We start from the raw sequence: 22367 nt of genomic DNA on the forward strand, positions 1-22367 counted from the left end.
CGCCGGGAGGGCGCGCGGGCCGCCTTGTCTCGCGCTGCGAGGAAGCACGCAGAAACGGGTACGCTCATGGCCGCCTCGCCGCGTTGCGCGCCGTCAGGCCGCCGGCATCGAGTCTTGTCCGGCCGGCCGGTCCTGCTCCTTGGACGGCGCGCTGCGCGCCTCGAGGGCCAGCGCCTCGGGCTGCGCGGGAGGCAGCGGCAAGCCCAGGTAGGGATTCATGGCGGCGAAATCCGCGCGGTTGCTGCGCCGGCGGATGACGCCGTTGAGCATGCCGCCGGCCAGGCGGGCCTCGGCGCGGGCCAGGCGCTTGACGGCTTCGTCCACCTGGCTCGCCGGCGTCACGTCGGCACGCACCACCAGCAGGGTGGAGCCGGCCAGGTTGGCGACCAGGGTGCCGTCGGCCACGGCCAGCACCGGCGGCGTATCGATGATGACCAGGTCGAAGCGTGCCTTGCAGACCTGCAGCATCTCGGCCAGCGACGGCATCATCAGCAGCTCGGACGGATTGGTCGGCGTTGCGCCGGCAGTGATCAGGCAGAGGCCGGACACCACCGTGGGGCGCACGACTGCCGCCAGGTCGGCGCGGCCCGCCAGCAGTTCGGCCAGCCCRGGCTCCGGCGCCTGGTCGAACCAGTTGGCGATCTTGCCGCGACGCAGGTCGGCGTCGACCAGCAGCACGCGCTGGCCGGCTTCGGCGAACAACACCGCGAGGTTGACCGAGGCGAAGGTCTTGCCCGCGCCGGGCGCGGGGCTGGTCACCGCGAGCACGCCGTCGGGCGCGTTGCGCACGGCGAAATGCAGCGCCGCGCGTACGCTGCGCAGGCCTTCCACCGCAAGCGCATGCGGCGAACGCCGCGCCAGCAGGAAGCGGTCGTGCAGCCCGCAGCGCAGCATCCGCTCGCCTTCGCCGGCGGCAAACGCACCGGGCTCGGCCAGCGCGCTGCCGGGCGCAGGCGCATACAGGCGCGGGCTCGCCGTGGCGGCAAACCCCATCATCACGCCCAGGCGGCGATGCACCTCGGCCTCGTGCTCGAGCTCGGTCTGCTCGCTGCTGAAGGCGATCTCGCCCAGCATGGGCATGCCGAGCCGCGCCTCGGCGTCGGCCGCATCGGCCACCGAGGGCTTGTAGCGCTGGCGCGCCGCCGCGCCGGCCAGGCCCAGGCACAGGCCAAGCAGCGCGCCGCCGAAGGTCAGCGGCACGGGGCCAAGGCCGTCCGGGCGCGAAGGCGGCATCGCCGCATCGACGATGCGCATGGTGTTGGAGCGGTCGGACTGGGCCAGCGAGAGCTGCTGCGCGCGGTTGCGCAGGGTCATGTACATATCCTCGGCCACCTTGACGTCGCGCGTGAGCGCCACCGACTCGCGCTCGGTCTCGGACAGGTTCTGCATGCGCGAATCCATGTCGCGCCGCACCTTGCTGAGTTCCTGGATCTGGGTATCGACCGTGCGCACTTCGTTGCTGTCCGTGGTGAAGCGCTGCAGCAGGCGGGTACGCTCCAGGCGCAGGGCGGCGATCTGGCGCTGGTAGTCCATGCTGCCGCTGAGGTAGGACTGGGCCTCCTGCGAGGGCGCCATGGTGCCGCTGCGCGYGCGATAGCGCGTCAGCGCCGCTTCCGCGCGCTCCAGCTCGCCCTTCACGCGCGGCAGCTCGCTGCTGACGAAGGCCAGGCCGCCGGCCGCGTCATCGCGGCGCTGGGTGGTCTGGCTGTCGATGTAGGCCTGCGCCACGCCGTTGACCAGCGCAGCCGCGAGCTTGCGGTCCGGATAGCGCCACGCAACGCGTACCGTGCCGGCGTCACGCGTGTGTTCGTCCACCACCAGTTCGCGCGAGATGCTGTCCACCGTGGAGAGCGGATCGCTGCGCATCAGTTCGAAGCGCGTGCCGGGCTGCGCATCGATTTGTGCGACCTGCAGCTCCACCTCGTTGGCCGATGCGGGTTCGCCCGTCACGCCTTCGAGCAGCATTGCGTCGCCGGCATAGAGCTGGTAATGGCCCTGGGGCTGCGCCACCAGTATCAGCGGCACGTTGAGCAGGCGCTCGGGCACCGAGAGGCTGTCGAGCTGGATCCGCTCGCCGCCCCAGGCGTAGCCGAGGCCTTCGGGCCACGGCCCGATGGCATGGCCCGGCTCGGCGAAGCGCGCCGCGAGCGCCCCGAGCAACGGCGCACGCACGGGCGCCGCCGAGACGTCCAGGTGCAGACGCTCCACCACCGGCCCGACCACCGCGCGGCTGGTCAGCATGCCGGTATCGAACTGCACCGCCGAGGCATTGACCTGGCCGGAGTTGCGCGGCGCTACCTGCACCAGTGCCTCGACGCGGTAGCGCGGCGGCGTCGACAGCGCCACGAACGCGCCGATCCCTGCGCCGGCAAGCGTGAGCCCGATGATCCAGCCGAGGTGATCGAGCAGGGCGCGCCGCCGGCGTGCGCCCGGCGGCGCCGGCTCATCCGCAGCCGGCCTCGTGGCGGAGAAATACAACCTGTTCACGACGTTCTCCCTGGGCAATGGCCATGTCCTGCCGCTCCTGCCTCAGACGCTTGCCAGCGCCGGCAAGAGACGGTCGAACTCACGCTTGACGAGCTTGTAGCACTCGCACGAATGCGCTTCCAGGCCAAGGCGGTCGAGCACGGTGATGTGCCCGCGGCTATGCTGGATCAGCCCAAGGTCTTCGAGCTTGCCGGCGGCTTCGGTCACGCCTTCGCGGCGCACGCCAAGCATGTTGGCGATGACCTGCTGCGTGATGACCAGCTCGTTGGACGCCATGCGGTCCAGCGCGAGCAGCAGCCAGCGGCATAGTTGCTTGTTGAGCGAATGGTGACGGTTGCACACCGCGGTCTGGGCGATCTGCGTGAGCACGGCCTGCACGTAGAGCAGGGTCACGCGCTGGATTGCCGGGGAATGCAGGAATTCCTGCTTGAGCGTGGCTGCCGACAGGCGGTAGGCAAAGCCCGGCGTGCGCACCTCCACGCGGCACGGCATGGTGTCTCCGCCGGTGAGCACCGGAATGCCGACCAGCCCTTCCTTGCCGATGGCGGCGATCTCTACGGTGGCGCCATCTTCCAGCAGCGAGAGCATCGAGACGATGGCAGTCGTGGGGAAGTAGACATGGTGGATACGCTGGCCCGAGTCGGTCAGCAGCTGGCCGGCACGCATGCGCACCAGCTCGAGGTGCGCCGACAACGACTCCCAATCCTTGCGCGGCAAGGCACCCAGCACATGATTGACGTGCAGATCCGAACGCTGACTGATCATTTTCCTCTCCCCGTGACCAGCCGCACGAACACTTACGACCGAAGCCGGTCCGTCGCATAGCGGGGACCCGCGCCGACCACCTATTCTTTAACCCCGGTTCGTACAGCCTCTGTGTCTGTATTAAGTGCCATATGTGGTCCTCCCAACAGTAGCCRCACGGCTGAAACCTGATCATCCTTCGGTAGGTCTTAGAGCGCCGGAAATCACAACACCGGCGACCAAGCCATGAAGCCCCGGCGCCGCGTGGCACAGCATTCGTACTCCGCGTGTACGGCGTATCAGGCGCCTGGCGCGCTGTAGGCCACCGCACGTCTCGCATTGAGCGCATGGACCTCCCCCATCGGGATGGGAGCCGCACACGCCAGCCCTACATCCTGGCCTCCTCCATTCGGGTCGCCCTCGGGCAGCAGCTTCACGCGCCGGCACGCACCTGGCGCCAGGTGGAACCAGTCGTACTCGGGGCGCATGGCCGCATCGTCGATATGCACCCAGCGCGCGAAGCGCCGCGCCGATATCGTCAGCCACCAGTCGCCGTCCTCGCGCGCCAGCGCCACCGCCAGCTCGGGCGGCTCGAGCGCGGCCGCGCTGCGTTCGGGCAGGTAGCAGGCCTGGCTTATCTGGGTGCCGTCGGCGGGATCGCACAGCGTGGCGCACACCACATCATGCGTACGCGGGCCGAAGCGGTAGGCATAGGTGAAATCGAAGAACGTGCCGGCCAGTTCGGCGCCGCCCATGCGCTGCATGGAGTGCGGCGGCAGGCACAGCTCGCGCGCCACGTCGAGCAGCGCCGTCTCGCCGTCGCGCCAGCATTGCAACCGCAGGCGTACCGCGCGCGGCGCCGGGCTTTCGTTGATCAGGTGCACATGGATGCCGTTGAGGCCTTCGTCGGTGATCAGCACCTGCAGCGGCTGCCATACCTGGCGCAGCGCGTGCCATGCCGATTTCGGCCGCGCCAGCGCATCGACGATGCCCCAGCCCGCGCCCGGCAGCAGGTCCTGCAGCTGCCACACCAGCGCGCCGGAGCAAGTCGAGCCGCTGCGCCGCCATTCGCTGAAGACGTCGGTCATCACCTCGGCCACCACCGCGCGCGACAGCGCCAGGTAGCGCACGCTGTCCTCGTAGCGCAGGCGCGGCGGGTCCACCTTGAACAGTTCGCGCAGGTAGAAATCCCGCACGTCCTCGAAATCCCATCCGCTGCCCGCATCGCGCGGCACGCGCGCCTTCCAGCGCGGGTCATGCGCGGGTGCGACCGGCAGCGCGTCGGCCAGGGTGCGCGCGCACGGCACGTTGGAAAAGGCCAGGCATTCGGACGTGAAACGCACATTGGCACGGCGCGCGTCGTCGAGCGGGCGCTGGTAGGCACCCACGCCGTAGTAGTGCGAGACGCCGCTGTCGGGCTGGAATGGCCACGCGCCGCCACTCGGCGAGTTGCGCACGTATACGGCGTCGGGATGCCAGGCGGCCACGCAGGCCGGGATGATTTCGTCGAACAGCGGTTGCCGCCAGCTCGCGCAAGGCACGCCCATCATGGCGGCCTGCTGTTCGACCTCGCTGCCGCCGCACAGCACCGCCACGCTCGGATGGTGACGATGCGCGGCCAGCCACTCGCTGACTTCGCGCGTGGCCTGGGCCATGAGCGGACGCGCGGCTTCGGCGTTGGCGCAGTAGTCGAAGTTGGCGAACATGAAATCCTGCCAGACCATCAGGCCGAGCGCATCGCAGGCAGCGAAGAAGGCCTCTCCCTGATAGCAGGTGACGCCGCTCACGCGCACCATGTTCATACCGGCCCCGTGCGCCAGCGCCAGCCATTTCCCGACTTCCGCGGGCGCATCGACGTGGCCGGCGAGGTCGTGGCTGGTCCAGCAGGCGCCGCGGCAGAAGATGCGTTCGCCGTTGACGCGCAGGGCGAAGCCATCCTCGCCGGCTGCGGTGCGGCGGTCGATCTCGATGCGGCGAAAGCCCACCTGCGCGCAATCGATGCGCGCGTCGCCCAGCCGCAACTGCACTGCATAGCGCTGCGGCGCACCGTGGGTATGCGGCCACCACAGGCGCGGCGCGCTCACGGCAAGCTCGCCCTCGTACACGATGCCGCCGGGGCCGGCGTCCACGGCGGCGAGCGGCGCCTCGCGCCCGTCCGCGCACAGCATCAGCGGCACGCCCGCCGGCAGCGGCGCCACGTCGCGCAGGCGCAGGCGGATCACGCCGCGTGCAAGATCCGCGTCGAGCGAGGCCTGCAGGTCGTAGCGCGCCGTCAGCAGCGGGCTGGCGCCAGCGTCGAGCGGCAGCAGGTCGACGCCGCGCCAGGGCCCGATCGTATGCACCGGCGGGCACCAGCCAGGCATATGGCCGAGCAGCGTGGTGCGCACCAGCCGCAACGAGGGCGGCGAGACCAGGCGCGGCTTCCACCGCACCGGTCCGCGCTGGCTGCGCAGCCAGCGGTGCAGCGAGCGGAAGCACAGGCAGAGCACGTGGTCGCCGTCGAGATGCAGTTCCGCCTCGTGCGCCGTAAACATGTTCTGCGCGTCGAGCACGCGCAACTCGTCGAGCCATACCTCGGCCACCGTGGCCAGGCCGTGCAGGCGCAGGCGGCAGGCACCCGCGCCGGACAGCGGCACGCGGTACCAGTAGTCGTGGTCGTGCAGGGCGCGCGGCGCGTCGGCCTGCCATTGCCCTGCCGCCTGCAGCGCCTGCGCAACGGTGCCGGGCACCGCCGCGGGCAGCCATGGGCCGCGCCCTTCCAGCCCGGCCGGCGATGCAGCGGCGCCGCAGGGCGTCTCCAGCAAGGCCCAGGCGCCGGCGAGGGGCTCGCGGTGGACTGGCCGCCCGGGAACAGGCGTGAGGACGAGAGGCGCGTGCATGGCGGCGGGCGCAGGTCGGCGGTATCTAGTATTCGGCCTCGCCCACGTAGCTTGCCAGCGCCGGGATCGCCGCGTCGTAGGAGACTTCGAGCTGGTCCAGGCAATCCTGGCAACGGTCCACCCTGCGGCTGATGATGGAGCGCACCAGGCGGAACTGCATCACCATGGCTTCGGAAGCGAGCTTCTGGCATGCACCCGCGATGCTGTCGGGCATCGGCTGGCCATGCTGGGCCAGCCAGCGCAGGTACTGCGCCAGCAGTTCGAAGTTGGCGCCGAGCTGGCGCAGCACGCTGAAGGCGTAGGGATGGAAGACCTGCTCGCCGCCCGCCATGAGCGCTTCCTGGTGCGCGGGAAACGCCGTGCGGAAGGCGGTGATGGGGTTTTGCCGCGGGCGCCGCGCGAGATGCTTGCGCAGCAGCGCGAGCGAGGCGCGTACCAGCATCGCCCCTTCCAGCGCCGGGAAACGGCGGCGCACCACCTCGGCATAGGGGAACAGCAGGTTCACGTCGTCGACCAGGCCGGGCAGGCGGCGGAACAGCCCGCCGTAGTCCTCGCCGCTGGCCACGTGGTAGCCCTCGTTGTGGTAGTAGCCCACCGACTGCGCGTCGGGCATCATCACGTCGATGCCGATGGTGGTCTTGGTGTGCTCGCGGCGGTACGAGGTGGCGCGGTTGTCGGGCAGGTAGAATCCGTCCACCTCGAGCAGCACCACGTGCCCGCGGCAGGTCTGCGCGGCCACGCGCGCTTCCATCGATTCATACAGCGACAGCTCCTGCACCACCACGCCGTACAGGCGCTCGAGATCGTCGTGCGGGTATTTGAAGAAGGTGAACTGGTCGCCCTCGAAATCCTGCGCCACTGTGAAGCCGAGCGCTGCCACGGGGTCGAGCCCCCAGCCGTGCAGCAGCTCGATCCACAGGTCCACATAGCAGTTGGTCTGCGGCCAGACCGGGTTGCCATTGTGCAAGGCGTGCGACACGTGCGTGCCGCGCTCCAGGGTATGGGGGTCRACCAGCATCACAGCCCTCCCAGCGTGGCGCGTACGTCCTTGGGCCAGTGCCCCACGTCAAAGCCGTGGTGGCGCAGCAGCGCCAGCGTCAGGCGCTCGATGCCGAAGCCGACGCAGCCGGTGTGGGCCGGCTCTCCATCGGCGGTGCGCAGTTCCCAGACCTGGCCGAAATGATCCATGTGATAGTTGAAGCTCATGCAGGCGGTCGGCGGGGCGCCGTCGTTGATGGGAACCAGCAGCTCGAACTTGAGCTTCAGCTCGCGCTGGCTGTCGGCCACGATCTTGCCGCCGCGGCCGAAGAACGGGTCATTGGCGACCTCCACCTCGTGCGGCAGCTTCAGCATGCCCGCGAGCTGCTGGCCGCGCTCCATCCACAACTGGCGGAACGCGATGATCTGCGCGGCATTGCCCAGGCGCACGTACTCGCGCTGGCGGAACATCTGCATGCGCGCCGGATCGATCGACGGCTCGTGGCGGAAGCAGTACGACAGCACGTCGACCACCAGTCCCTGCGGCGGCATCGGGCCGCGCCGGGCCACCGCGGGGTAGATCGGATAGCAGGCCGCGGGCGTCAGCACCACGCGCGTGGGACGTTGTTCGTCGGCCCATTCTTCGCCGTCTTCGAGCCGCGCCAGCAGGCGGTGATGATCGCGGTCGTTGCCGCAGAAGCTGTGCACGGTGCCGGCCAGTTGCGGGAAGCTCTTGAGGTAGTCGCTGGCCTCGAAGTCCTTGCGCGACATCGCCGGCGGAAAGCGCATCACTTCGGCGCGCTGGTCCGCGCCAAGCGCGGTGACAGCCACGTTCAGGCCATCGGCGATCGCCTCGAACACGGCGCTGCGGCCATACACGCCATCGACGCCGCCGGGAATCAGCAGGCCGGCTTCGATCAGCGCCTGCTGGTAGCGCCGCTGCCCGACCAGGGGATCGCCATAGGGTGGCGCAGCCGCGGCAGCGGGCTCGAAGGGCGCCGTGCTGGCGTTGTCCGCGCTAATGTTGGCATCCATATCGTGCTCCTCAGCTCGAACGCTCCGCCAGCAGCAGGCTGGCGGTGTTGGTCAGGATCCGGTCGTTGTTGATCATCAGCGGCGCTGACCAGAGATCGCGCAGATGGCGCCCGAGGCTGTAGGGGGTACCGTGCTTGTAGCCTGCCATGCCGCAAATCAACATCGCCTGCTGGACCGCCTCGATGCCCAGCGCGGAGACGCTGGTCTTGAGGCCGTTCATCTCGGCGGCCAGGGAGAACAGCGCCGATACCGACAGGCCGGCATGGCGCTGGCGCTGGTGGGTCAGCGCGAGTTCGAGCCGGCCTTCCATCATCTGCACCATCGCCACCGCATCCGCCACGCGCGTGGCCGACGGCGGCAGCGAGCCGGGACGCGCGCGCGCCTGGCCCTGGAAGAAACTCTTGGCGCGGTGCACGGCGTCGCCCGCGATGCCCGTCCACAGCGCCGCCCACAGGATGTGCGAAACCGGCGTCATGGTGCCGTCGGCGATCTCACCGAAGGCGACCGGCAGGATCTGCTCGCACGCGCCCCGCGCCTCCAGGCGAAAGCCGTTGCTGCAGGTGCCGCGCATGCCCAGCGTGTCCCAGGTGCTGAGGGACTCCAGCGTGAAATCGGGCTTCAGCAGGCACACCATGACCTGGTCGGACGGCGAGGCATCGGCATGCCGGCGCGCGGTGGCCAGGATGGCGTCGGCGTGCGCACCGTAGGAGATCGTCGGCGCCATCTTGAGCAGATGGAAGCGATCGTGCTCCACGTTGACCGCGCAGCCGCTGTTGCGCAGCGCGCCGCCGATGGCCTCTTCGGAGGTGGCGGAGGCCAGCAGCAGCTGTTCGCCGGAGATGCGGTCGAGCAATTGCTCATGCCAGGGGCTGCCGCTGCCATGCTCGACGATGCAGGCGACCTGGATCTGGTGCATGGCGTAGATCATCCCGGCCGACGAGCAGGCCGCGCCGAGCACGCGGCAGATCGCCGCGATGGTGTCCAGCGAAGCGCCCGCGCCACCGTGCTCGGCCGGCACCAGGGCGCTGAGCAGGCGGTGCTGGCGCAGCACGGCGAACGCCTGGTGCGGGAAGGCGGCGTCGCGGTCCACCTGGTCGGCATGCTGCGCCGCCTCGGCGGCAGCCAGTGCCGCGCCGGCCATCAGCTCGGCGGTGCCGGTGTGGGCCGACATCGGGCGCGCCAGCTCCACGCTGGCCAGCGGGGGGCTCATGCTGCCTCCTGCTGCTGTCTGAGTTGCTCGGCCGCGGCCGCCAGCGAATTCACGCTGCGGAAGAGTTGACGGGTGAGCATCGCATCCGGGATCTCGATATTGAACGCATTCTCGATGGCCAGCATCACATGGACGGTTGCCAGCGACGAGAGGCCGGCTTCGTAGAGGTCCGCCTGGTCATCGAGTGCTTCGACCGATACGTCCAGCCGCGCCACGTCGGCGAGGATTTGTCGAATGGTTGCCTTCATCTCTGTACTCCTCGGTGAGGATGATCGGGTGCCACCATTGGGCCGCAGGCGCCATGCGGCTTCGGTGCGTTGGCCCACCAACTTCGCGCCGCCGCAGCCGGGCAGCAACACCCGGCGCCCACGTGCTCAGTACGCCGCGTGCCCCGTCCAGCCATGCAGGGCGGTGCGCAGGATGATCTGCAGGTCGAGCCGGAACGACCAGTTGCGGATATAGAAGATGTCGAACTCGATGCGCTTGCGCATCTTCTCCACGGTGTCGGTCTGGCCGCGCAGGCCGTTGATCTGCGCCCAGCCGGTGATGCCGGGCTTCACGCGATGGCGCAACATGTAGCGGTCGATGATTTCCTTGTAGATCTCGTTATGCTCGATGGCATGCGGGCGCGGGCCCACCACCGACATCTCGCCGTGCAGCACGTTGAAGAACTGCGGCAGCTCGTCCAGGCTGGTGCGGCGCAGGAAGGCGCCCAGGCGCGTGACGCGCGGATCGCCCGGCACGGCCTGGGGCACGCCGCTGTCCTGGTGCATCACCATGGTGCGGAACTTGTAGACGTGGAAGGGCTTGCCATCCATGCCGAGGCGCGCCTGGCGGAACAACACCGGCCCCGGCGATGAGGCCTTGACCAGCACCGCGATCAGCAGCAGCAGGGGCGACAGCCCGACCAGCGCGGCCAGCGAGAAGACGCGGTCGAAGCTGGCCTTGAGCAGGCCCGTGATGCCCGACTGCGGCGGGCTGTTGAGATCGATCACCGGCAGGCCGAGGAAGTCGCTGAACCGATGTCCCAGCAGTTCGACCGCCATGATGTCGGGCACCCAGCGGATGTCGATGAGGTCGTTGCGGAAATGGGAAACCACGTCGTAGAGATCGCGGCAGGCGGCCATCGGCAGCGTCAGCCAGATCTCGCGCACGCCGTTGTTGCGCACGAAGGTGCAGACTTCCTGCAGCGATTCGAGCCGCGTGACGCCGGCAGGCACCGGTTGCATGCCTTCGTCGTAGATGCCGGCCACGTTGTAGCCGGCGCCGCGGTTGTTGCGCACGCGCTGGTACATCTCATGCCCGAGCGAGCCATAGCCGAGGATCACCACGCGCTTGGCGTTGATGCCGAGTTCGCGCACGCTGCCCAGCATGCGGTAGAGCATCACGCGCGAGAGCAGCAGCATCACGGCCACGCTCAGCAGCCAGCCCATCGACCACAGCCGCGACAGCGCAGCCGACTGGTGCATCAGATACGCGGTGACCAGGCCCAGCATGCAGACCGCACCCCACGCCGCCAGCGTGCGCAGCGCCAGCGCCACGTGGTTGCGGCCGCGCCAGGAGTTGTACAGGCCGCAGGCGGGGAACACCAGCAGCGTGCTCACCGAGCACAGAACAGTGATAAAGCCGTGCACGGGCGCGGCGCCGCGCAGGCCTTGCGGGAACAGCAACTCGCCCACCGCCATGCCGCAGGCGGCGACGATGCCGGCGTCGGTAAAGCGATAGAGGATCTGCAGGGCAGCCTGGCGCTCGCCCACAAAGGCGCGGATCGCGGACATGATTCGCCTCCATCCGGCAAGCCGGACTAGTCATGCAAATCATGGTTGTGCCGCGGCGACGGCGAGGTCTGTTAGCTGGCGCACACACAGCGCGCCCCCGGCGCTCAGGACGCCACGCGCGGCTCCGGCACGCAGACCAGCACCGCGGCGCTCTCGGGCTGGCCGGCCCATTCGCGCCACTGTCCGCGCTGGAATGGCTTGTCGCGACCGGCCAGGCGCGCGGCAATCACTTCGAGCCAGTGGTGGGTGGGCGCCGCCACGCCGGCGACCGGCACGCCGAGCATCACTGCCATCAGGAGCGCGGCCGCCAGCGCGGGGGCGGAGCGCCGCGGGCGCACGCTCCACAGGATGAAGGACAGGCTCACGGCAAAGCCGATGGCGAGTCCGCTGGCGACTTCGGAATCGGAATGCGCCTCGAGCTTCAGGCGCGACACGCCCACGAGCAGCGCCAGCAGGATGCCAAAGCAGGATGCGACGAGTGCAAGGCGGGGATAGCGTGCCGACACCACCAGGTACAGCAGCACCGGCAGCACCGAGGCCGCCATCATGCTATGCCCGGAGAAGCCGGTGAAATTCAGCGCTTCGCAGCCGATGCCCCAGCCCATGAATGCCAGCTTCGAAGCCAGCACGAGCGCTGCCCCGAGGCCGAATGCCAGCAGCCAGCGGCGGGCGCTGGCGTAGGCCCCGGCATAAAGCAGCCAGACCGTGATCAGCACCGCGCAGGGCAGCAGCAGGGAGGTTTCGCCAAAGCGTGAGATGAAATGCCAGTGCATCGAGGTGGCCGTCGTCAGGTATCGGAACGCGAGAAAAGTATCACAGTTGTGGGGCAGCCCCGTCTACGGCGGCCCCTGCCGCCCTCATCCTTGCCCGTTCCGGGCAGCGATTCCTGCCCTGCCTCATCCCAGCCAGAAGCATGAAACGGCCAGGGTGGTCCATGGCGCGGCGCCCTGTGCGTCGCGCCGCGGCGAAGCGCGCATTGGGCTGGCGGGTTTCGGCGCGCCGCGGCGGCGTGCGCATTTGCCAAGTGGCAGATGCTGCTTATGGTCGATACAGCTGCCGCCAGGCTTTCGCTATCGTCGGAGAGTGGTCTGCCCGAGCGGAATCGCGCAGGCCACTTAGAGTCCGCATGGTCCCCCGGTCGGCGGACTCTTTTTTTTGCTTGGTGCCGGCGCGCCGGGCATATCGTGCTGGCCACCGGGCGCAAGGCAAAAGAAAAAGCCACGGCGTGCCGCCTGTACCGGCCGGCTCGACCGTGGCCCTAAAGTTCTGGCGCAGCACGCGCTGCGGCCGAACTACGCGTGCGCGCATGCCGCACCGACAGGCATGCGCACCGGATCGCTCCGGTCCCCCGAACACGCGCTCGTCGCTCCCTCCGTTATTTCGGTCCGCGCCGATCCTGCCTGCCGCGCGCCCCGCAAGGGCGCATCGCGCAGGACACCGCCCGAGGGCGGCGGCGGCTCAGTTGTCCGCCGGAACCTGTAGAGGCTCACCTAACGGCTCGCCCGCTACCATCACGCAGTATTCATGGCGGGCGAGCAGCCCGGCTCGCACGGCCGCCACCTGCCTGCGCGCTTCCTGCTCGCCGGCAAAGGTTGCCGCGGCGATTGCCGCGGCCTCGCAGGCATAGCGCCGGCCGTGCAGCTCGCCGCGGTACAGCAGCGGCTCGTCGCGCCCGGTGGTCAGTCTGATCTCGTAGCAGCATGCCCACTTGCCCCGGCCTTCCGGCACGGCAAAGCCACGCACGACCAGGATATCCAGCCCGTTTTCCATATGACCCCCTCTGCAGTGCGCGTCGGCCGGATTGACATTGGCTGTCTCGGCTTCGTTGTGCGCGCGTCTCCAGCATAGGAGGCCGGGCCTGCTGGCGCATCATCCCCTTGCCGTAGACCCACCTGAACCGATGGGGGAAGAAGGCTGCTGCAGGGCGAAAGCCCGGCGCGGGAAGCACTGGCCGCCGGCGCGCACCAGCGCCACGGCGGCTCGGGTCTGCTCGGGCGAGGCAGGCACCGCCAGGCATCCGCTGGCGCCGAGGTGCGCCGCGTGGCCGGCCAGGATGGCGTCAGGCGCCTCGCACATGACCAGCCAGCGCCGCGGCGCCAGCCGGGTGCTGAGCGCTTCGAGCAGTTCGAAGGGATCGGCGTCCGTGCCGCTGCAATCGAGCAGTGCAAAATCGATGGGGCCGCGCGGCAAGTCCGCGGGTGCCGCCTCCAGCAGCCATTCGGGGGTCTGGGACAGGACCGGGGCGATCGCTGACAGCTCGCGAAGCTGACGCAGCACGCCCCGGCGCAGCATCATGTTGTGGGCAAGCAGAAGCGTTGTCATCGGCGCGGGTGACAGCGGGTTGGCAGGATCCGCGCGCCGGGACCGGCTGGCCGCGCGAAGGCACTTGTTGGCGTTGCTGCAGATCAGGGTAGCAAGTACGACAATACGCCGCCTCGTGCTTTCGGATGAGGCAGCGTACTGAAGAAGATGGAGCCGCTAACGCAATCGGCCGCCCGGGCCCACCATGGGCTCCGGGGCGGGACAATCCCTCATGCAGCCTGGCAGATGCTGATCAGTTCGACCGACTGCGGGCCCACACCGCGCAAGGTGGTGGCGGCCGGTGCCGGACCGGGCCAGCTCAGCTTGGCGCCGCGCTGGAGTGCCACGTAAACCGCCTCACCCTTGTTACGCACCTGGAGCCGCTGGTACAAGGTGCAGGCATGGGTCTTGGCGGTCGCCACCGAGATATTCAGCAGCCGGCTGACGGTCTTGATGGGATATCCGCGCGCCAGCAGCGCCAGCACTTCATATTGGCGCTCGGTGATATTGAGCAGGTGCGAGCCGGCCGAGGGCGTCTCCGGTTCGGACTCGGCGGGGCCGGCATGCTGCGTCGGCCGTGCCGGGTACGGGTGGCCGTCGTCCGTCAGCGGCGCGCCGCCAAACCGGTGCACGGTATTCGGGGTCGGGGCCGCCTGCGCGGTGCCCCAGTGTGCGGCGTGCTCGCTGGCGCGGGCGGCCTGGGCACGGGCAGGGAAGCATTCGCCGTCCGCGAGCACGAGCCGGATGGCCGCGTCGAGCATATCGGCGCTGCATGCCTTGGACAGCAGGCCGCGCACGTTGCCGGGGATCTCGCCGGCATGGGGCGGGGCGCAGACCTCGTCCGCCAGCACCAGCACGCGGCGCGGCATCAGCGACCTGCAGGCTTGTTCCAGCTCCTGCCAATGCGTGGCCGGATCCGCGGACAAGCCGTAGATCATCAGGTCTGCGTGGCACAGCCATTCGGCCGGATAGGGCAAGGATCCTGGGTCGATATCGACCAGATCGCCGTGGAGTCCCGCTTGCGTCAGCAAATGGCGCAGACCCAGGCGCAGGAGTGGATGAGGCTCGATCAAGAGGATGGTGGCCATGGCCGCTCTCTTTCTTATTGCTGCATGGCGAGTCCCGCGACAACCCGCGCATGCTGTTGGAAAAGCCCACTATGCTGTGGTTGCATTTCCATACGATCCGGCTTGACTCCCGGTCGCCGCCGCTGCCCCCGTCCGGGTTTCGCTGCGCGCCTGACCATCCCTTGGAATCGTGTCGAACCGCCCCGTTTTGCGTTGTTCTTACGCTTTCGTTGCTTCTTCGATGCCTCTTAAAACAGAGTTAAAAAATACTAACTCTGGTCTGAGCATATGCACTGCAACACGCGATTGCAAGTGAGGGTTACACGGGTCCGCACTACGGGTCGAGGTCACGGCGACTGTCGAATCGGAGAACGTTTACGCGCTTCCATTGCGGTTTTCGGGATATTCCGCGTTATAATTATCGGCATTACATTTCACTATGCATTTGCCTCCGGATGCATTTAGTGGCTGTTTAAGTGCCTTATGAATCAACACCTTAGCATCACAATCGGGCCGTGCGATGCAGCCCGCTAAAACACCCAGTCTGACACTCACACGCAGCCAGTTTGCCGCGGTACGCGCCTACGTCCAGGGCATGCCTGCGGCGATGGTGGCCGATCGCTATCTATCCGACGACGCCGATGACGATCCCGGCGGGGAGTCCGCGCTGCGCGTATTGCTGGGCTTGCGCGACCGGATGGTGCAGCTCGCCCACCTGCATAGCAGGCCGGATCTGGCCGAATTGCTGGAAATGGGTCCAGGACGCTCCAATCGCGGCATGGACCGCCGCGTGGAGGCGCTGGCCGAGCTCGAGCGCCTGGGTACGGCGCGCCCGCGCGCCGACCATGGCATCGAGCTGTGGTTTTCTCCTGCGCTGGCGCGGCGGCTGCGCGCCCAGAAAATATCCAACCTGCATATCCTGGTCGAACTTGCCAACCGGCATGGCAACGCATGGTGGCGCTCCGTGCCGCGCATTGGCTCGCTTGCCGGTGGGGCCATCAATCGCTGGCTGGCGGAGCACAGGGATATCGTCCGGGACGAGCATGGTGCGCCGCTGCTGCGCGAACACGTGGGCGCGCGCGGCCGCCTGGGCGAGGCCGTGCTGGCACCGGGCCTGCGGCAGCTCGTGCCATTCGAACTGATGCGGTGTCCAGAGATAACGCCCGGCGCATCAAGTGACGCAAAGGCATCTTTTCCGGAAGATCTGTCCGCGGTGAGAGCTTGGCTCGCGGCAAATGAAGCGCAGCAGAGTACCTGGCTGGCATATCGGAAGGAAGCCGAGCGTCTCCTGCTCTGGTCGGTCACGGAGCGCCGCAAGACGCTGGCTATGCTGGATGGCCAGGACAGGCTCGATTACCTTGCCTTCTTGCGCAAGCCTGTGCCCGAGCGCCTCTGGGTGGGTCCGCGCGCGCCGAGGGATTCGGTCGCATGGCGGCCGTTTACCGGCCCGCTATCGGATAGCAGTGTTCTGCATGCCTCGCGCATCCTGGGCGCGTTGTTCGAATGGCTGCAACTGCAGGGCCATGTGGCATCGCATGTCTGGCAAGCGGAAACACAGGCGCAATTGCGGTTGCCGCGCGCCGCCCGGCGACCGCCGGGAACACAGTTCGATCGGGATTCGCTGGCACGCTTCCTCGCATGGCTGACAACGCAGGGGCAGGCCGAGGATGGCCGGCGCTATCGAGCCGCCGAGGCTGCCGTGCGCGTATTGCAGGCGTTGCCGATCGGATTCTCCGATCTGGCCGAATTCAAACGCGAGCAGCTTGGTACGCTTGGAGAGTCCGACGGAGATTTTGCGCAGGAGGGTCTGGACGATCCGGCCCGCGCGGCGCTGGCACGACACTGGCAAGACCGGGGGCTGGACTGGGAGGGCCAGGCCGGGCGACCCGTGGCCCTGGTCGGGCCGCCACGCTTGCCGCCTACCGGGCGCGCACAGCGCAAGGCCGATAGCTCGCCGGGCGCCGGATACTCGGTGCGCGGACTGCATGCGCTGCTGAGCCAGGCGATCGAGCGTTATCGGGCGGAGGTGGATGGGGAATTCGCGGCGCGCTCGCCGCGCGATCTTGCCGGACGGAGGACGCGGATGCGGCCCCAACCTTCTGGTGAAGCTACCGCGCCTGAGTGAGTGAATGCGGTGGGCGGCGCCGCACGGGACGCCGCGTCCTGGCTTGCAAGGCGGACGGCCAGGCTGAGCGCGCGTTGCTGGCCGCCGTGGTTCGTGTTGTCAGCCCGCCTTCTTGTCGAGGCCGAAACGTACCTTGAGTGCATCGACAAGGGCTTCGCGCGTCGCGCTGTCGCCGACCTGCACGTCGAGCATCACGCGGCCGGAATCCCACTCCTTTATGGTGCCCAGTAACTGGCCGCCGTCGCTGCGAATCTTGTATTGGCGGCTGATCTCCTTGACCTTGCGCGACTTGCCTTCCTGGGCATGCTTGCGGATGGCCTCGACTTCCCGGCTCGACAAGCCCTCCACCATGATGCGCGCGGCGAGGTCACGGGTCCGGTCCTCGCCAACGATCTTGCAGTAGAGCGTCAGTTCGTAGCCGGTGGCGATGCCGATGGCAGCGGGCCGTTCACGCATGACGCCCAGCACGGATTCCGGCAGGCGCAGCAGTGCCAGTGTCTTGTTGACGGTGCCCGCGGACATACCCGTCAATTCACATATATCTTCCTCTTTCTGGACTTTCCCTTCATCCAGCAGCTGGCGCCAGGCGATGGCGTTATCCAGCGCCGACTGGTCGGAGCGCTGCTCGTTGAGCAGAAAGGAAAGGCGGTAGAAGTCGAGATCGCTGAGGTCGCTCTCGATGAAGCATTCCATCTCGAGCTTGCCCGCCGAGGCCAGCGCGCGTTTGCGGTAGTGTCCATCGACCAGGATGTAATGCCCCGGGCGCGCCGGATCGGGCGTGGCCAGGCCTGGCGTTTTCTGCCCGTGCGTGGCGATGGATGCCGCCCGCTCCTGGACCACGACCGGGTCGTAGATACGACGGGCATTAAACGGATTGTCGTGGAGTTGCGCCAGCGGGACCTTCATCAGGATGCGTCCGCCCTCCTCCTCCGGCTCACTTTCAGCGCTGAAAATCGGGCTCGGTTCGCGCGAGCGTGCCTGGAGCAATCCGTTCGGGTGCTGGGAAATCGCGGCTTCGGCGCGCGCAAAGCGGTCGAGGGCATCGCCGCGTGTTTTCTCGGCAGCCATCCCCGCCAGCATGCCCGCCTTCAGGCTCTTCAGTTTTGTAGCCATTCTTATTGCTCAATCAAAGACAATACCTCGTCGACCATCATGTCGACTTCCTGCACCGACTCGCGTGCTCCAACCACACCATGCACCGTGCAGCCAATCGCCTGACATTCGCGGAATGCCGAGCGCGAGCCGATCATTGCATTCATCAGCGGAACCTCCGCGTCATCGCCGAGGATCTCGATCGCCTGCCGCGCAATCGAGACGCGCCGCTGCACCATGTTTGCCATTACCCGAATCCGCAGGGTTTCGTTCTGTACCTGCGCGTGCTGGGCCAGCGTCTTGGCGGCCACTGCCGCCCAGAGGTCCGGCGGGGAGGGCACTACGGGAATGATGGCCAGATCCGAAATCAGCAAGGCACTCGACGGCGCGGCCGAATGCACCGCCGGCGGGCAATCCACCACGATGTAGTCATAGTCCTGGACGAACTTGCGGACCTCCCTGTGCATTGCGCCCCCCGAAGGCGCCAGACCGATCACTGAAGCGGGAAAAGGACGTTCATCGCTGGCCTGTGCCGCCCAGCGCGTCGCGGTGCCCTGCTCGTCCATATCCACGAGCATGGAGCGTGCACCGCGCAGGCCAAGCGTGCCGGCGAGATGCATGCTGACCGTGGTCTTTCCGCACCCGCCCTTTTGATTGAAGACCGTGATGATTTTAGCTGGCACTTGCGACCTCTCTTTCAGCGCTGAAAGCGCACGATTATCTCTAGGCGCAACTTTAGTCAAAGTGACGTGCGGGCTCAACTGTTTTTTGATTTTATATTTTTTACATAAAATTAGCGAAAACATTTCGTGTTATGGAAATGAAAGATTTTCGCTTGAAATGCGGCATGGAATCCGCCTACAGTAGGCATAGTGCGTCTTTCGCCGCACATGACACAACTAGACAAACTGGTTATGATGCCCGCTACAGTCGAGTCAAGTCGTGTCAACCTCGTCGCATCCGTTCGGTAACTACGAGAATTTAGCGTGCTTGAGCGGTTGTTAGCGTTGTTTGCGTTGTGTACAAGAACTTGCTTCGAAAGGAAATTCACATGGCAACCGGTACGGTCAAATGGTTCAATGAGACCAAAGGCTTTGGCTTCATTACCCCGGACGACGGCGGTGCGGATCTGTTCGCGCACTTCTCCGAAATCCAGGGTTCGGGTTTCAAGACGCTCAAGGATGGTCAGCGCGTCACGTTCGAAGTGAAGCAGGGTCCGAAGGGCTTGCAGGCATCCGCCATCAAGCCGGCCTGATCTCACGAATCACGCCGAACTCGCCGGCCGAGCCGGGACCCCATCGGTCCCGGTCCGGCCAGCAAAGCAAAAGGCAAGCGTTCCACGCTTGCCTTTTGTCTTTTCTGCAATCCCAAGCGAGGCAAGACGCCCACATCGTTCCCGGACGGCAAGGAGCCCGGTAACGCATGCCGCGCGCACTGTCCTGAAAGCAAAAACCCGCTGGGCTAGCCAGCGGGCGGATCGTGCGACAAGCCGGATCTCAGGCCAGCTTGCGAACGCTGGTGCGCGAGGGCTGCAGGATCAGTGCCTTGGACGAGTCTGCATCCACCTTGGCACCCGGATACACCACCAGCACATCCTTGAGTGCCTTGCGGAACAGTGCGCGGAACTTGCGCTCGCTTTCCGTCTCGGTGCCGAACTGCATCTGCAGCGCTTCCCATGGGATCTCGGTGCGGCGCTGGATGGTGAAGAAACGATACGTCAGCCAGGAGTAAACATCGAGCGCAAAAGGCGACTGCTTGAGCGCCTTCAGCGCCCGCATGTCCACTGGCACAGGCCGGTTAACCAGCTCGTTGAAGAAGGGCTCGGACAGCACCACGAAACTCTCGAACATCGAGCCCTGCCCGGGCTGCATCGGATCCCACCAGGTCGACAACTGATCTGCCAGCAGGTACCCGACCCGGTCAATGGACAGCGGTTCGTGATTTGGGTTCTGGTTCTGGCTCGGCGTGGACTTGTTCTGGACGATCGCAATGGTGGCGGAGAACAGACGGATCATCTGCTGGCGCACCAGGGTCATGGTGCCGCGCTTGCCACCCGTGGCCATCGGGATGCCCAGGTTGTACATGAATTCGGAAAGCGAGTTGCCCAGCGAAATGCGGCGATCCTCGACCGTGCCCGTAAACTCCCCTCGCTTCTTCTTGGCCATGATTTCCTTGCCAATCCAGGCAAGCATCAGGCGCGGGTAAGACCCGTAGGGATAGCCGAGCGACACCGTCTCGGACACCAGTTTCTGGCGACCGTTGCTCGCCTTCTCGGATCGCTGCTGCGTGAAGTAACCAGGCTGGATCATCAGGGAAATATTCCCGCTGGTCCGTGTCCACACCGGCGGCGCACCTTTCGGCGCCCGATAAGGCAGGGTCACTTGTACGCTGGCGCGGCTAAGGAAGCCGACTTCGCCACTTTGCCATGCATCTTCCCGTTCCATGGCCTGGGCTTCGTCGAACAGGCGCTGGAATTTCTCGGACGGAACCAGACTGTTCTCGTCGCCGGGAACGATGATGCGGGACGGCTCACGGTCCATGTTGGCCGGATCGTGAGATCCCAGGATGGTCTGGGTGCGTTTGATGGGCATATTGGCGGGCTTCGGAATACACGACTTTTTACGCGAAGCAAACCGCCTTGTCACGCAGAAACAGGTTCGGTAGGCGAATTTCCTGTCCTGCCGCGGGTTTTGGGTCAGGTGGGTCTCATGACTGGTAGCAGGGTGGTCTGCGGTGGGCAACCCGGCAGGGTTGTCCACGGAAGGCCAGCACTGAGCTACCAGTAAACGATAAGCGTATGGGTTAACTACTCGTAAACCGTATACGTAGCCCCCAAGCCACTGATTCGTATACGGAAAAAGCCCCCTTCCGAACCCGATTCTGCGTGAAACCGTACTCGATTCTGCGAAGTGCTGTACCAGATTCTGCGGTATACCGAACCCGTTTCAGCGTAAAGCGCGAACCGGATTCTGCGGGGATAACTCCCTGTTCTCACAGGCTTTTCCACAGCCGGACCGCGCCAAAGCGTACCCGTTTCTGCGGGTCAAGTGCGGTATACGCTCCGTGCCGAGGTAAACAAGGGGTCGTACCGGAGTTATCCCCGCAGAAACGGGTACGCATCCCACTCCCCGACTGCCCTTTTCACCCCGCACCGTACCCAATTCTGCGTCAATCGGGGCGGCGGCGTTCCAAATGCGTACCCAATTCTGCGTGAGCACTTCGAAGCCCGGTTTCGGTCGTGCCAGCGTACCCGTTTCTGCGGCGTACCCAATTCTGCGAAACATCCACCAGGGCCGCTCCGAACTCCGAAGCGTACCCGTTTCTGCGTCACCGCAAGGCGATCATTCGGCGCTGGGCGTACCCGTTTCTGCGTGTATCTGACGCCCTGAAATTCAAGCCGGAAATTTCACCTCTATTATACACAAGGTTCTCAGTAAAAGCGAGCGCTTGCACTCGGAATTATCCAGGCTGCCAAAGGGTATACGTCGGCGTACCCGTTTCTGCGGGACGCTGGAGATGCTGGTGATGAGGGGTGGTCAGCGATCAGGGATATACAAGCGAGTGGCGTACCCGTTTCTGCGAGGCGGGCGCCGGACTACGCGCTTAGCGGGGCGTACCCGATTCTGCGTGGAGCAGGGGATTCGTTGTCGCGACAGGAAACCGGCCAGCCGTGCGGCCGGCCATCAGGCTTGAGGATGGCTCGCGGGGTCGATGCGAGCGGTAAATTCGCCCGAAAACGGGCGGCAGCGTACCCGTTTCTGCGTACGGGCCAGGCGCCCAGCTGGCGGGGAATTGCGTGAGGCGTACCCGTTTCTGCGTTGCACCAATACATCAGCAGGGCGATCTTGGATGCGGTCAGGAGGCCGCAGGCGTATTCGGTGCGCGCCAGGCAGAGCAAAGCGTACCCGTTTCTGCGCTGCAATATGGCTGCGGTGTGGAGCGAACCAGGGCCTGGACGGCTCAGTCCAGGCCCTGGCTGCGTGTCGATTTCAAGCTCAGCGTACCCGTTTCTGCGGACGTTCAAAAGGCGCTGCGCCCGAAGCCCGGGCGTGCGTGGCCCGGCCGGTGCGGCCAAAGCGTACCCGTTTCTGCGCGCTTGTCATCTCGCCGAAGACATGGCTCGCCTGGCCTGTGCGTACCCATTTCTGCGGGCCCGGCGTGTCTTCCGGTGGCTAAGGGCTCAGGCGTGGCTGGACAAGCGGTGCGGCTGCTTTCGGGCGTAGCGAGGCGGGTCGACGGGGCGCAGGCCGCGGGCATGTCGCCACCGTCCGCTTGCGGGCCCCGGCAGGACGAAAAAAAAACCCCGCCTCGAGAGGCGGGGTTTTCTTGACTGGGCGCACCCCAGGAGGGGTGCCAGTCTTACTGCTTACAGCGGCGTGATGTTCGCAGCTTGCAGGCCCTTCGGGCCGTTCTTGACTTCGAACGACACGCGTTGGTTTTCCTGCAGCGACTTGAAACCGTCGGCGCGGATTTCAGAGAAGTGCGCGAAGAGATCGTCACCGCCTGCGTCCGGCTTGATGAAACCGAAGCCCTTGGCGTCGTTGAACCATTTAACGATACCGGTTTGCATGGTATTGCTTTTCCTGACAAAAATTTAAAAAGAAACGGATAGCTCACGCATATCCAGCAAAGCAACTCAAGGAAAGGACACCATGGACAACGGAAGTACCA

At 66.4% G+C, this 22367-nt stretch carries 18 protein-coding genes; 2 read left to right on the plus strand and 16 right to left on the minus strand.

Annotated elements, in window-relative coordinates; translation table 11 throughout:
• Positions 1-93 precede the first annotated feature (93 nt).
• From AC1DO7_RS14660 to AC1DO7_RS14715, 12 genes are all read right to left on the minus strand, one after another.
• Positions 94-2487 (minus strand): polysaccharide biosynthesis tyrosine autokinase, encoded by a 2394-nt coding sequence (locus AC1DO7_RS14660; protein WP_477116278.1) that lies wholly within the window; start codon positions 2485-2487, stop codon positions 94-96.
• A gap of 42 nt (positions 2488-2529) precedes the next feature.
• A complete protein-coding gene (locus AC1DO7_RS14665) occupies positions 2530-3252 on the minus strand; it encodes a Crp/Fnr family transcriptional regulator (RefSeq protein ID WP_441611781.1) in 723 nt (240 codons plus the stop codon).
• 278 nt (positions 3253-3530) lie between these two features.
• On the minus strand, positions 3531-6110 hold the full coding sequence (locus AC1DO7_RS14670; protein WP_441611782.1) for a glycosyl hydrolase 2 galactose-binding domain-containing protein: 2580 nt from the start codon (positions 6108-6110) through the stop codon (positions 3531-3533).
• A 25-nt stretch (positions 6111-6135) separates the two neighbouring features.
• Positions 6136-7128 carry a DUF1839 family protein gene (locus tag AC1DO7_RS14675; protein WP_441611783.1) on the minus strand — a complete coding sequence of 331 codons (993 nt, stop codon included), beginning with the start codon at positions 7126-7128 and terminating at the stop codon, positions 6136-6138.
• Positions 7128-8123, minus strand: a complete 996-nt coding sequence (locus AC1DO7_RS14680; RefSeq protein WP_441611784.1) for an amino acid--[acyl-carrier-protein] ligase — start codon at positions 8121-8123, stop codon at positions 7128-7130. Before AC1DO7_RS14680 ends, AC1DO7_RS14675 begins: the two co-directional genes overlap by 1 nt.
• Before the next feature lie 10 nt (positions 8124-8133).
• The gene (locus tag AC1DO7_RS14685) at positions 8134-9333 is read right to left on the minus strand and encodes an acyl-CoA dehydrogenase family protein (protein ID WP_441611785.1); all 1200 of its coding nucleotides are present in this window, start codon (positions 9331-9333) and stop codon (positions 8134-8136) included.
• Complete coding sequence (locus AC1DO7_RS14690) at positions 9330-9581, minus strand: acyl carrier protein (protein ID WP_420997529.1); 252 nt, start codon at positions 9579-9581, stop codon at positions 9330-9332. Before AC1DO7_RS14690 ends, AC1DO7_RS14685 begins: the two co-directional genes overlap by 4 nt.
• Positions 9582-9707: 126 nt before the next feature.
• On the minus strand, positions 9708-11111 hold the full coding sequence (locus AC1DO7_RS14695; RefSeq protein WP_441611786.1) for an undecaprenyl-phosphate glucose phosphotransferase: 1404 nt from the start codon (positions 11109-11111) through the stop codon (positions 9708-9710).
• Between the two features lie 104 nt (positions 11112-11215).
• Positions 11216-11884, minus strand: coding sequence for a phosphatase PAP2 family protein (locus AC1DO7_RS14700; RefSeq protein ID WP_441611787.1), 669 nt, complete (start codon positions 11882-11884; stop codon positions 11216-11218).
• Positions 11885-12569: 685 nt separating this feature from the next.
• On the minus strand, positions 12570-12881 hold the full coding sequence (locus AC1DO7_RS14705) for a hypothetical protein (RefSeq protein WP_441611788.1): 312 nt from the start codon (positions 12879-12881) through the stop codon (positions 12570-12572).
• A 99-nt stretch (positions 12882-12980) separates the two neighbouring features.
• Positions 12981-13433: a DNA-binding response regulator gene (locus tag AC1DO7_RS14710; RefSeq protein ID WP_441611789.1), complete on the minus strand. Its 453-nt coding sequence runs from the start codon at positions 13431-13433 to the stop codon at positions 12981-12983.
• Positions 13434-13642: 209 nt separating this feature from the next.
• A complete protein-coding gene (locus AC1DO7_RS14715) occupies positions 13643-14500 on the minus strand; it encodes a helix-turn-helix transcriptional regulator (protein WP_441611790.1) in 858 nt (285 codons plus the stop codon).
• 499 nt (positions 14501-14999) lie between these two features.
• On the opposite strand from AC1DO7_RS14715, the gene AC1DO7_RS14720 reads away from it, so the two are divergent.
• Positions 15000-16604: a phage integrase family protein gene (locus AC1DO7_RS14720; protein ID WP_441611791.1), complete on the plus strand. Its 1605-nt coding sequence runs from the start codon at positions 15000-15002 to the stop codon at positions 16602-16604.
• Between the two features lie 99 nt (positions 16605-16703).
• Here the strand turns inward: AC1DO7_RS14720 and AC1DO7_RS14725 are convergent, their stop codons facing one another.
• Positions 16704-17717 carry a ParB/RepB/Spo0J family partition protein gene (locus AC1DO7_RS14725; protein WP_441611792.1) on the minus strand — a complete coding sequence of 338 codons (1014 nt, stop codon included), beginning with the start codon at positions 17715-17717 and terminating at the stop codon, positions 16704-16706.
• A 2-nt stretch (positions 17718-17719) separates the two neighbouring features.
• The gene (locus tag AC1DO7_RS14730) at positions 17720-18379 is read right to left on the minus strand and encodes an AAA family ATPase (protein ID WP_441612254.1); all 660 of its coding nucleotides are present in this window, start codon (positions 18377-18379) and stop codon (positions 17720-17722) included.
• Positions 18380-18747: 368 nt separating this feature from the next.
• Between AC1DO7_RS14730 and AC1DO7_RS14735 the strand changes: the two genes are divergently transcribed.
• Positions 18748-18951: a cold-shock protein gene (locus AC1DO7_RS14735; RefSeq protein ID WP_006159056.1), complete on the plus strand. Its 204-nt coding sequence runs from the start codon at positions 18748-18750 to the stop codon at positions 18949-18951.
• Between the two features lie 241 nt (positions 18952-19192).
• Here AC1DO7_RS14735 and AC1DO7_RS14740 read toward each other — a convergent pair whose 3' ends face one another.
• Entirely contained in the window at positions 19193-20236 is a 1044-nt protein-coding gene (locus AC1DO7_RS14740; RefSeq protein WP_441643134.1) for a replication protein RepA, read from the minus strand.
• A 1826-nt stretch (positions 20237-22062) separates the two neighbouring features.
• Complete coding sequence (locus AC1DO7_RS14745) at positions 22063-22266, minus strand: cold-shock protein (RefSeq protein ID WP_017228340.1); 204 nt, start codon at positions 22264-22266, stop codon at positions 22063-22065.
• Positions 22267-22367 lie beyond the last annotated feature (101 nt).

Source organism: Cupriavidus sp. 05N40 (genome assembly GCF_056397305.1).

What these genes read in the sequence shown, in the direction of transcription:
- AC1DO7_RS14665 (WP_441611781.1), bottom strand. Translation starts at nt 3,252, where the DNA reads ATGATCAGTCAGCGTTCGGATCTGCACGTCAATCATGTGCTGGGTGCC.
- AC1DO7_RS14670 (WP_441611782.1), bottom strand. Translation starts at nt 6,110, where the DNA reads ATGCACGCGCCTCTCGTCCTCACGCCTGTTCCCGGGCGGCCAGTCCAC.
- AC1DO7_RS14680 (WP_441611784.1), bottom strand. Translation starts at nt 8,123, where the DNA reads ATGGATGCCAACATTAGCGCGGACAACGCCAGCACGGCGCCCTTCGAG.
- AC1DO7_RS14685 (WP_441611785.1), bottom strand. Translation starts at nt 9,333, where the DNA reads ATGAGCCCCCCGCTGGCCAGCGTGGAGCTGGCGCGCCCGATGTCGGCC.
- AC1DO7_RS14690 (WP_420997529.1), bottom strand. Translation starts at nt 9,581, where the DNA reads ATGAAGGCAACCATTCGACAAATCCTCGCCGACGTGGCGCGGCTGGAC.
- AC1DO7_RS14695 (WP_441611786.1), bottom strand. Translation starts at nt 11,111, where the DNA reads ATGTCCGCGATCCGCGCCTTTGTGGGCGAGCGCCAGGCTGCCCTGCAG.
- AC1DO7_RS14700 (WP_441611787.1), bottom strand. Translation starts at nt 11,884, where the DNA reads ATGCACTGGCATTTCATCTCACGCTTTGGCGAAACCTCCCTGCTGCTG.
- AC1DO7_RS14705 (WP_441611788.1), bottom strand. Translation starts at nt 12,881, where the DNA reads ATGGAAAACGGGCTGGATATCCTGGTCGTGCGTGGCTTTGCCGTGCCG.
- AC1DO7_RS14710 (WP_441611789.1), bottom strand. Translation starts at nt 13,433, where the DNA reads ATGACAACGCTTCTGCTTGCCCACAACATGATGCTGCGCCGGGGCGTG.
- AC1DO7_RS14715 (WP_441611790.1), bottom strand. Translation starts at nt 14,500, where the DNA reads ATGGCCACCATCCTCTTGATCGAGCCTCATCCACTCCTGCGCCTGGGT.
- AC1DO7_RS14720 (WP_441611791.1), top strand. Translation starts at nt 15,000, where the DNA reads ATGCAGCCCGCTAAAACACCCAGTCTGACACTCACACGCAGCCAGTTT.
- AC1DO7_RS14725 (WP_441611792.1), bottom strand. Translation starts at nt 17,717, where the DNA reads ATGGCTACAAAACTGAAGAGCCTGAAGGCGGGCATGCTGGCGGGGATG.
- AC1DO7_RS14735 (WP_006159056.1), top strand. Translation starts at nt 18,748, where the DNA reads ATGGCAACCGGTACGGTCAAATGGTTCAATGAGACCAAAGGCTTTGGC.
- AC1DO7_RS14740 (WP_441643134.1), bottom strand. Translation starts at nt 20,236, where the DNA reads ATGGACCGTGAGCCGTCCCGCATCATCGTTCCCGGCGACGAGAACAGT.
- AC1DO7_RS14745 (WP_017228340.1), bottom strand. Translation starts at nt 22,266, where the DNA reads ATGCAAACCGGTATCGTTAAATGGTTCAACGACGCCAAGGGCTTCGGT.